Source organism: Undibacterium sp. MH2W, from assembly GCF_049340215.1.
GTDB lineage: Bacteria > Pseudomonadota > Gammaproteobacteria > Burkholderiales > Burkholderiaceae_D > Undibacterium.
Map to the genome: position 1 here is coordinate 1 of NZ_JBMPPA010000012.1, position 11313 is coordinate 11313.

Below are 11313 nucleotides of genomic sequence, written 5' to 3' on the forward strand. Positions count from 1 at the left end.
CAGATCAGGTATCAGACTGAAGCGCTCAGGCTTAGACGCTCACCATCAGTCGCTTGTCAGTCCCGCATCGTTATGACACTTGGCGTTCAAAATCCAAATCCCACAGCCTCCAATCCTCAGATTCTCAATCGCTCTGACGACCAAGCACTAAGCCACCATATCTTCAACCACGCAGCATTTATTCGTTGAATCCTCCCTCATCCCCCAATTTTCAATTTTTCACGCATTTTGAGAGTAAGTTACCACATCCCATCCACTCAGTCATTCATTGACTAACGTAACACATCCACCGCTTCTTTCGTTCCTGTGCACACTCTTTGACGATCTACTTTAAAGACGTTCACTTCATCGTTCAGCTTTCAATTTGCTGATACCGCTCAGTGAGACTAATCATTCTTTACTTGAATTGGGGGCAATATTAATTCGACCTCATCTTCTAAATCGCCTCGATCGATCAAAAGTCCCACCATTCTTAAACCCTGGCAGTATGGTGTACGTCTACCAATTGCAAAAAATCCACAAACGAGTCGATATTGGCGAGGATTTTATTGAAACTGTAACTCTTTGTCGAAAAGAAAATTTCTGCTTAGTCTCAACAATAAGATATCTCATTTTTCTAAGTAAAAAACGCTTACATCTTCCTCTGGCGACCAGCTGCTCCAATATCGATCTCTCGATATACTAAGTACTGTTACGTAACAAAAAACGGCATTATGTATATTTAAGTATTGCCCTGTCCTGATGATAGTCATAGCTCTCTTTTGTTATGAGCATATTGGGCATTCGTAGTCTTGAAATGAAAGGAGGGAAGCCAGGTAAATAAAATCTCATAAATGTAATTTTGCAAGCCACACAAAAGCAAAAATGGTGTGGATATGCTCGGTAAATTGGCAATTGAAATTAATCATTTTTTATTTAACATTTCTATTAGCGGACCAGCTCGGGTAAGGAACGATTCGTATTGTTTTCCTTTATTCGATTTATAAAAATTTATTGGCAAAGGAGATATGAAACATGTCGAAAATTGCAGTATTGGGAATGGGTGCGATGGGATCTCGCATGGCGAAGGCACTAATTGAGGCGGGACATGTCGTCCATGTTTACAATTTAGTACCGAGTGCATGTGATCCATTGGTAGCCATGGGAGCAATCGCATTTGAAACTCCTAGGCTGGCCGCGAAAGGGGTTGATTTTGCTATTGCTATGGTCTGGGATGATCTTGCATCTGCGAGAGTTTGGCTGGATCCAGAGATCGGTGCGTTGCAATCGATGGAGCGGGGATCAATTGCACTTGAATGTGCAACACTGACAGTCGAACACGTCGCTAAGTTATTAAAGGCAGCAGATTCACATGGCATTGAATTTGTTTCCGCCCCAATGTCTGGCTCTTTACCAGAGGCGGAAAACAAAACCTTGATTTTCACCGCGGGCGCTAAGTCAGAAATCTTCAATAAAGTTGAGCCAATTTTATTGGCAATGGGACAGAAAATAAACTATGCAGGCGATCCTCTTGATGGTGTCTCATTGAAGTTGGTCATTAATAGCAAACTTGCCCTCGAGTACGCAGCGATGGCGGAAATGGTCGCATTTTTAGTTGCTTCGGGTAAAGATGCCAAGAGATATCTGGATATTGCCGCATCCACAGCACCTTTTTCCGCCAGAGGTGTAAGGGAAGCTCGCTATATGTTGGATGGTAACGAAACCGTTCGGGTAAAGATTAGTCAACTGGTCAAAGACTCGTCGAATCATATCGCGCAATGTAAGTCTCATGGTATTGCATGTCCAATGACAGAAGCTGCGCATTCTGTGTTTAAAAATGCTTGCGCCGAGGGGTACGGTGAGTTGGATGCAGCAGCCTTGGCGCGAATCTATCAGGTTGCGCATGCGCATCCTCAAGCAGCGTGATTAACTTCAAACTAGTCTGAAGCTGATTAATGCGTGTGGAGATTGTCAACGCTAGGCCGTTTCAAAAGCATAATAATAAGGGGAAATCTTCTCATATCAGTATCTCTACGGCGGTCTAGATGTATTCCATTTATACCTAGAGAATGATGGTGATACTCATTCTTTAATACCTGACTTTTTGAAAACCCCAAGCTGATGCACGTAGTAAGTGAATCTAATTTGATGGGCAAAAAATAAAGGAGACAAGATGTTCGCTACACCTTCACGACAAGAGCAGATTAAACAGTTAGAGAATGAATGGAAGCAAAATAGTCGTTGGAAAGGGATCGTTAGACCTTATTCCGCAGAAAGAGTGATTTCGTTGCGGGGGTCATTGCAACTTGAGTGTACCCTTGCTCGATACGGAGCCGTAAAGCTGTGGGATATGTTGCAGACCAATCCATATCTGAATAGCTTGGGAGCTTTAACTGGTAACCAGGCGGTTCAACAGGTAAAAGCAGGATTAAAGGTCATTTACTTATCGGGTTTGCAGGCTGCTGCTGATGGTAATAGTAACGGGCAGATGTATCCTGATCAATCCCTGTATCCAGTTGATTCGGTACCGAAGCTTGCAAAAAAAATTAACGCAGCTTTGAAACGTGCCGACGAGATACAGTGGAGTGAGGGGCGAACGGAGATAGATTTTTTTGCGCCAATAGTTGCTGACGCAGAAGGCGGTTTTGGTGGCGTACTAAATGCATTTGAGCTCATGAAGTCGATGATTGAAGCAGGTGTTTCAGGTGTCCACTTTGAGGATCGACTTGCTTCCGTAAAAAAATGTGGACGTATGGGAGGTAAGGTACTTGTACCTACTCGGGAGGCAATCTCAAAACTTGTTGCTGCTCGACTGGCATCTGATGTCATGGGAGTGCCAACGATTTTGATTGCACGGACTGATGCAGAATCAGCGAGCTTGATTACGTCTAATATCGATAAATACGATATGTCATTTTTAACAGGAGAGCGGACGGTCGAAGGATTTTATCGAAGTCGCGCTGGTATAGATCAGGCGGTTTCTAGAGCACTCGCTTATTGTCCTTACGTGGATATGGTTTGGTGTGAAACTGAGAAGCCTGACTTAGATTTTGCAGAAGAATTTGCACGCAGAATACATGCACAGTTTCCGGGGAAAATGCTCGCCTATAATTGTTCCCCGTCGTTTAAATGGAAAAAAAATCTCGACGACGCAACTATTGCTAGGTTTCAGCAAAGTCTCGGGGCGTTCGGTTATAAATTTCAGTTCATTACTTTAGCTGGTTTTCATAGTTTGAATCAGTCAATGTTCGAACTTGCTCATGGTTATGCAAGACGTCAAATGTGTGCTTTTGTGGAACTTCAAGAACGTGAATTCGAATGGACGCGTAAGGGTTTCACTGCTGTAAAGCATCAAAGTGAAGTTGGTACAAGTTATTTCGATTTGGTGACGACCACGATAGAAGAACATGTATCTATCACATCCCTGCACGGATCAATGGATAACGAACAGTTGTTTGAAGATGACGCGTTAGTTTAAATAGTATGTAGTGAGGGCGCGACTTTCGCCCTCACTACATAATCGTTTCGCGGCATATTCGTTTTGATATTTTTCGTATTGCCTTAATAAAAGTGATTTAACGTAAGTACATAAATTCATATAAAAAGAAAAGTTATTGTGTGTCGAATGAAGAGAGTTTTATTTTTGCAGTCGCGAGGTCATACGTTAATTGAAGTAATTATATCTATCGGAATACTAACCATTGGTATTATTGGCGCAATTCATCTTCAGTTAGCCTCTATTCGGGCTGCTCGACACAGTCATTTCTATTCAACAGCAGTCACATTGGCATCTGAACTAACTGAAGAGATTCGATCGAATAGCGATCAGGTTGGATCTGAAAATACCATCGAGCTTTATAGTCACATCACCTTCGATGCCAAACTTGATAGTTCCTCTTCCTCATTACCATCCGGTCATTGTTACAGCTCTTCAGCAAACTGCACCTCATCTATGTTTGCCGGCGCATTTATTTCAGATTGGCTTAAACGTGTCGCTCTCGCTTTACCTGCCGCGAGGGTAGTCGTTTGCAATGACGACGATCCATATGATGCCGCAAAAAATGCGTTGAGATGGGAATGTACGGGCGGCGATAAGGATAATTTAGTGATCAAAATCGGTTGGCAATCGACCAGCGACGATGCATTAACGTCTGAACAGAGGGGGCAAGTATTTCCCCTGTACGCGGCGTCTGTTTTATCTTTTGGCAAGTGAGTATGACGATGGCAATAAAGAGCGCTCACGCATATCAAGTTAATTTTGTTATGCAAGCAGGCATAAGTATCGTCCAGCTGATGATCTCAATCGCATTAGGATTATTGGTCTTGCTTATTGCAATGGCGATGGTTGTAACAACGAAGGTAGCTTTTTCACTTCAAACTGACCTCAGCGATATGCAGGAATCTTCTACTTTTGCCATGGATAATATTGCTCGCTCTTTACGACAAGCGGGTTATCTTAGCTATGATATCTCCGGTACTTCTCAACTATTATCAGCGACTGCGAGCCCAGACATCATTGGACTGGATGCTAGTAGCTTGAGTGCGACGACGACAGACATTTCAACTGTGTTGAAATCAACGGTTAATTCTAGTGATGTCCTAGCAATCCGTTTCTTTGGTGCGGGGAATACTAAAAATGGTGACGGTACGATTCTTAACTGTGCAGGTTTCTCTGTGCCTGCTCCGTTGAGTTCAGAGACTGCAGACGAAGATCGTGGTTGGAGTATTTATTACGTCGCTGAAAATTCAAACAAAGAGCCAGAACTTTTTTGTAAGTATCAGTCAATTAATTCCAAAAGTGGAAATATGAGCTGGAGTGCACAAGCAATTATTAAAGGTGTTGAATCATTTCAGGTTCTCTATGGAATTGATGTGCCAGTGAGTGAATCCAGAAGTATCAAAAGATATCTCAATGCAAATGAAATCAATGCGATGGACGCAGGTTTAGTGTTAACAGGTAATACTTCGATAGAAAAAAGTGCAGACTTAAATCGTAAGACGTTTTGGAAAAAGGTAAATGAAGTGAGGGTGGCGATGTTACTTAGTGGTGAAGCTGGCACCCGTAGTGATTCACTGACGACTACCTATCATTTGTTTGGGGAAGCGTACGCAGCGATCGCTGGTGAAACTGATAAGGGAACGTCGATCAAGGAGATCGACCTGCCTCTTGAAAAGCGAAACCGCTTGAGAAAGGTATATGTCACCACGGTTGTTTTAAGAAATAACTGTGCTGTAGATCCAATTCATCAGACTTGTTTGGCGCCGGTGTAACAAGGGCGTTATGGAATATTGCAAGAAAATCGAGTTGCGGAAGAACATGTCCCTCTCGCCACTTACTATTCGTGAACGAGGTTTTACTCTTGTCATTACCTTAGTGATGCTGATCGTTATTTTGCTATTGAGCTGCTCACTTGCTTATTTGGCTTTGCAGTCGGAGCGGGCAGCGCGTAGCGGCAGTGATCGTTTAATAGCCTTAGCGGCAGCAGAAGCAGCTTTAAGGGATGCTGAGCGAGATATTGACCCTGAGGTGACCGGTGAACGAAGTGCAATCTTTGATGCTTCTTCAAATTTGTATTTTGAAGAAGGATGCGCTAAAGGTGACGGTAATATTTATCAAGGATTATGTCTACCGTCTGCATCTGGGCGTCCACCCATTTGGCTTTCTGTCGATCTTGCCGCTAACTCATCAGACTCGGCTAGCGTCCAATACGGACGATTTACTGGACAAAAAATGGAAACCGGTAGGGGGGTGTTCACCTCTAAATTGCCACGGTACCTCATTGAAATAATTCCAGACATTGAACCAGGTCAGCGAGCGGATATGCGTTCAAAATTTCTTTTCAGAATTACAGCAATTGGCTTTGGCTCTGATCCAAGTACGCAAGTCGTTTTACAAAGTATCTATAGAAAGGTCGCAACGTCGTTATGAAATTCAGAATAGCATTATTAATGTGTAAGTTTCTAAAGACGATTCAGTGGCGCTATTTTTGTTATTTTATTTTTGGCGTTGGACCATCTTGTTGTGCTTTTGCTGGGCCGCCGTTAATTCGCTTGCCTGACGTGCCACTTTACTTTGGCTCGGCCTATGCCCACCCCAACTTACTTATTGACCTTTCAATCGATCTTTCTTCAGTACGGGCTGCGTATCGCAATGCCGATGATTACAGTAGAGCGGTTACGTATCTTGGTTACTTTAATTCGAAGAAATGCTATCAAAATGGTGGGATAAAGCAATTTGCTCTCGTGAGAGAGAATGGAGAATTTACGAGCGATGTTCAAGGTGGATTAACGAAATTTGGTAGTTGGTCAGATTTACAAAATGGCTATTTCTATGCAATAAAAGACGCAGATAGTAACTTTGAATGCGGAGGTGATGCATTCAGTGGAAACTTTATGAACTGGGCTTCGACCTCAAATTTAGATATTTTGCGCTTGGCATTCACTGGTGGCGATAGGGTCGTCGATAACGCTTCACAAACTGTGCTTCAACGCGCATTTTTACCTGCTGATTTTTATAACTCTTCTTTATTCGTAAAAAAAGTTCTTAGCACTACTCCTGGGAAAAGTGCCCCTGAACATGTCACTCCCTATAAAGTGCGCCAACTGTATATCTTCAATTGTGAAAATAGGGTCATGTTCAGCGATAGTGATACAGCAAGTAATTGCACGGCACAACGGACCTTTCCCACTAATAATTCGAAAATAGATACAAAACTCATTGTTTCAAGTGATCGGACACTTGGTGAATTTTTAGTACGTGTACAGGTTTGTGATGCGACAGAGAGCGTTGCTAGAATGGACTTGTGTGCGCTATATCCAAGCGGTAGTTATAAACCTGTTGGTAATATTCAGCGCTATCCCAATTCTATGCGATACGGGGTTTTCGGTTATTTACTTGATTCCGCAAAGACCCGCTACGGTGGTGTTCTTAGAGCACCATTAAAATATGTTGGTAGCACTCAGTTTCGAGCAACAAATAGCTTTTTCCCAGAGCAAAATAACCGGCAAGAATGGGATTTAAATACAGGAGTTTTCCTCGTAAATCCCGAAAAGGATCTCAATGGGAATAGTGGGGTCATCAACTATATTAACAAGTTTGGACGTCGGGGTAGATACAAGTCCAATGATCCACTAAGCGAGCTTTTCTATGAGAGTATCCGCTATTTACAGGGAGTCCCCGCGACGCCGGCTAGTACAGATGGTATGACTGCAGATATGCGAGATAACCTACCGGTCATTACAAAATGGATTGACCCTATTGAAGCGTCTTGCCAACGAAATTATGTCGTCGTTATCGGCGATGCGAATACCCATCAAGATACTTATCTGCCAGGAACACTGTTAGCCGGCGCAAATCGTCCTCGCCGACCAGCTGAGATGATGCAGAAAGATGCGACAGGGAATTTGAAAGTCCCGCCATTTGACGTCGGTCTGCAAACAGGTCTTGTCGCTTCTATGGAGTCCGGCCGGGCATTTGGCAATTCATTTCCTGTTTCTGAATTGGCGAATATTGCTAGCTCGTCTATTGGTGTTGATGCAGGCACCTTCTATATAGCGGGAACCGCGTATTGGGCGCATACGAACAATATCCGACTTGATAAACCAGTCAAAGTGTCTACATTTGCGATCGACCTCGATGACAATGGTAACGGAGAAATAAACAATGTCAGCCGAGCGCAGATTGCTCCGCGCCGATCTCAACTTTATCTTGCTGCTAAATATGGCGGGTTCAATGATGTCAATGGGGATAAAAATCCATTCAAAACTAGGACTAAAGATGGGGTTACTGTTTTTAATAACGATGAGTGGGCGAGCGAGAGCCAATTGGACCCGAATCACTTTTTCCTTGCAGGAGAGCCTCGCCAATTAATTGGCGCAGCAAACGCAATATTTCGCGAGATCGTAACATCTGGAGGAAGTCTCTCAAAAATAGGCATTTCATCAACCGCTGCGAGCGGCAGTCCTTTTATCTATGTCCCTGGGTTTTCTGCAAATAAATGGTCGGGTAAGCTATTGAAGAAAAAACTTGAACCTAGCGCTAGCGAATCACTTTGGGATGCAGGGGAGATATTAACTGGGAATTCGAATAAGAATATCGCGGCGATACCAAGTGTGGAAGATCGAAATATATATACGTCACTGGTAACTTCAGGCAGCTTACTCAAGACGGTACCGTTTCTGTGGAATGGTGGAGTTAACTTCAGTCCGACAGATCAGCTTATATTGAACACTAACCCACACAGCGGCCAATTGGATTATCTTGGTCCAGAGCGGATTAATTTTTTGCGGGGTGATAGAAGTCTGGAGATTGAGGGTGATTCACTGCCTCAATCAACGACACTTTTTAGATCCAGAAGTAGTGTGCTTGGCGACATTGTTAATAGCGCACCCGTGTATTACGGTCCGCCAGCTAAGCACCTTTCTGCGCTAGGTTATTCAAATTTTTACCGCCGCTATCAGAAAAGAAAAAGTGCCGTATACGTCGGCGCGAATGATGGATTTTTACATGCATTCGATGCCGATTCGGGTAAAGAATTATTTGCTTATGCGCCAAATGCGTTGCTCTCTAAACTATCCGCTTTAACAGATCCTGTTTATAGCCATACAGCATTCGTTGACGGTCAAATTGAGGTGAAAGATGTCCAGATAAGAGAGGAGTGGAGAACTATATTGATCTCAGGAATGGGCAGTGGAGCAAAAGGTATTTTTGCCCTCGATGTGACTGAACCTGATAACTTTTCTGGAGGATGGGGAGCATTATGGGAGTTCACGGATAAAACGGATAGTGATATGGGCTATTTATTATCTGTTCCTTTAATAGCAAAGTTTCGTGTTGGTGGAGCGCAAGGCTCCCCTATTTATGCAAACTACGCTGTAATTTCGAGTGGCTATAATAATTACGGAGAGGTGTCAGGGAGCAGCGGTCAAGGTGCGATATTTCTTTTATCCCTTGATAAGTTGCCTAGTGAGCCATGGGTATTAAATGTCAATTATTTTAAGCTCTTGACACCAATTAAAGACACAACGAAGCCGAATGGACTAACCGCGCCCAATATCGCCTATGGCGTAGATGGTGCTGTTGAGCATCTGTACGTGGGAGATCTACAAGGGAATGTATGGCGATTTTCTTCTTTAGGTACTTCGATCAGTCATTTTAATCATGTGCCGATTCGTGTCTTTACGGCTAAGTCACGGACGGGACAAGCGCAGCCTATTACAGTGCAACCTCAGATCGTTCATGCGCCTGGCGGAGGATATATTTTGCTATTTGGTACAGGAAAGTATCTAGAGGAAAGCGATCAGTATCCGTCTGACTACGGTGAAAATTCCTATTACGCTATTTTCGATACGACATTCAACGCAGATGTCGTGACAGGGAGGGAGCAACTGACGCCCCGAGTAGCAACACCGTCTGGTAACGGGTTTAACATTTCAGGAAAAGACTTCACTTATGGTGTTAAGTCACCTAAATCAAAAGGTTGGTATCTTGATTTCCCGAAATCTTCAACGACCGGAGAGCGTATCCATCATGATTTGCCTGGAGTGGTTGCGGGAAATTCCTATGTCTTCAATACAATGATGCTCAATGGCGAATCTTGCGATGTGGGCGGCGGCAGGAAATACGTCGTCGATCTTTTATCTGGCTTGAGCGATACAGAAACTGGTTACCTTTCGTCGATAGGACAGATGAGTCGACCTATAGCGATCAATATGGCGACAACAGTGAGTCAGCGTAGCCCAACCGGAGCACGCAGAGCCACGACAACATACTCACAATACAATCAAGGAATAGTCGGAAGTGAGATGACCCCCTTGTCTGATGTCGTCACTCGCGCTGGGCGCTTGAGTTGGGTCGAAATAGGCAATTTTAAGGAATTACGTAAAGCGACTTTGGTTGAAAAAAATCAGCGTTGAGCGTGATGTTATTTTTCGACTCTTAACACTTTCATCATTCTTTCTACATTAATGTTTCACTATCGACCCCCGTGATTTGAATATGATTTTTTAACTATAAGCCATGTACTGTTATCGACATAAAATAAATAAAAAAAGTGCCATAGGAACGACGCTTCCTGTTTCAAGATTGAAGGGGGTTAGTCTTATTGAACTGATGTTCGCCATTGCGATTGTCAGTATTTTGAGTACAGTCGCCTATGCTTCATACCGATCCAGCATAACAAAAGCAAAACGTGTCGAGGCAAAGAGTGCGATATTTAAAGCGATGCAGCAGGAGGAACGATTTTTTACTCAAAACAATCGCTACGCCAATTTTGGGAGAGAAAGTTCGGATCCAAATGCTGCTGCATTCAAATGGTATTCCGGTGAAACTGAGTCTAAAAGTAGCTACGAATTACGTGCTTTACCTTGCAAAGATGATGAGGTGCAACATTGTATTGAAATCACCGCAATACCTGGAACAACCAATGTCGATGCACGTTTTCACGATGAAGAATGCGGCAGTTTTTCAATGACAAGCACTGGACATAAATCATTTTCTGGCGCTGGAAATAAGGAACACTGCTGGTGAATTTTTTTACTCTAAAGCGAGTAAATCAACGATTGAGTGGAGTATCACTCATTGAGCTATTAGTGTGCTTATGCATAATGTGTTTACTAGTGACGCTCGGTTTGCCAAGCTTTTCGCACTTGATTCAGAGACAAAAATTGAAAGCGACGGCAACCGAGTTTTATGCTGCAGTAAATCTCACGCGAGCGGAGGCGATCAGGCGGTGCGCGCAGGTCAGTCTTATTGCCCTCGATCACAAAGACTGGAATTCTGGCTGGAAAATTATTATTAACGAATCTGATGAACCTAGTAGTAATGATCACATTCTTTTTCAGCATGAACCACTTACAGATACGTATCAGATAACGCACAATTTTACGGATTCTTCACAGACCTACATTTCGTACTCAGGACAAGGTCGTAGCAGAACAAATCTGAGTAGTCAGCAACCTCTCGCCGGTACGGTATCGATGACGTTAGGAGAGATGACGAAAAGAATCAAAGTGAATTTTCTTGGACGCGCTCGCCTGTGTGATCCGACGACTGATATAACTTGTAACGATAGTCAGACAAATAATTAATGCGATGACGTCAAATGAATGCGATTGATGGCGACTTTACTTTGACCTGATCGAACACGGATTGACACTCGTTATCCGGCTATTTTTCTTTAAAGCGCTGATTCAATTTATTGTGTCTGTTTGCTCAGTACAATCAGGTTGCTTTATAGATACGAAATCAAACGTACCCTTCCCAACTCTTAGTGGTAGTTGATGAATGCCACCATGCTAAAGCACATTTGTTGCTTATGTGGTCATTTATGTCAC

General features: G+C 43.2%; 9 protein-coding genes. All 9 read left to right on the plus strand.

The window, feature by feature from the left end:
- Nucleotides 1-189, plus strand: a 189-nt coding sequence (locus ACO0K2_RS18850; RefSeq protein WP_423021608.1) for a hypothetical protein, incomplete at its 5' end; no start/stop codon positions are given.
- 825 nt (nt 190-1014) lie between these two features.
- Complete coding sequence (locus ACO0K2_RS18855; protein ID WP_423021609.1) at nt 1015-1905, plus strand: NAD(P)-dependent oxidoreductase; 891 nt, start codon at nt 1015-1017, stop codon at nt 1903-1905.
- A 247-nt stretch (nt 1906-2152) separates the two neighbouring features.
- Nucleotides 2153-3457 carry an isocitrate lyase gene (gene aceA, locus ACO0K2_RS18860; protein WP_423021610.1) on the plus strand — a complete coding sequence of 435 codons (1305 nt, stop codon included), beginning with the start codon at nt 2153-2155 and terminating at the stop codon, nt 3455-3457.
- Nucleotides 3458-3604: 147 nt separating this feature from the next.
- Complete coding sequence (gene pilV, locus ACO0K2_RS18865; RefSeq protein WP_423021611.1) at nt 3605-4192, plus strand: type IV pilus modification protein PilV; 588 nt, start codon at nt 3605-3607, stop codon at nt 4190-4192.
- A 2-nt stretch (nt 4193-4194) separates the two neighbouring features.
- Nucleotides 4195-5250: a PilW family protein gene (locus ACO0K2_RS18870; RefSeq protein WP_423021612.1), complete on the plus strand. Its 1056-nt coding sequence runs from the start codon at nt 4195-4197 to the stop codon at nt 5248-5250.
- A 10-nt stretch (nt 5251-5260) separates the two neighbouring features.
- A complete protein-coding gene (locus ACO0K2_RS18875) occupies nt 5261-5908 on the plus strand; it encodes a pilus assembly protein (RefSeq protein WP_423021613.1) in 648 nt (215 codons plus the stop codon).
- Complete coding sequence (locus ACO0K2_RS18880) at nt 5905-9894, plus strand: pilus assembly protein (protein WP_423021614.1); 3990 nt, start codon at nt 5905-5907, stop codon at nt 9892-9894. The genes ACO0K2_RS18875 and ACO0K2_RS18880 overlap by 4 nt, the downstream gene beginning before the upstream one ends.
- Before the next feature lie 103 nt (nt 9895-9997).
- The gene (locus ACO0K2_RS18885; RefSeq protein WP_423021615.1) at nt 9998-10507 is read left to right on the plus strand and encodes a type IV pilin protein; all 510 of its coding nucleotides are present in this window, start codon (nt 9998-10000) and stop codon (nt 10505-10507) included.
- Nucleotides 10508-10584: 77 nt separating this feature from the next.
- Entirely contained in the window at nt 10585-11067 is a 483-nt protein-coding gene (locus tag ACO0K2_RS18890; protein WP_423021616.1) for a pilus assembly FimT family protein, read from the plus strand.
- Nucleotides 11068-11313: the final 246 nt, after the last annotated feature.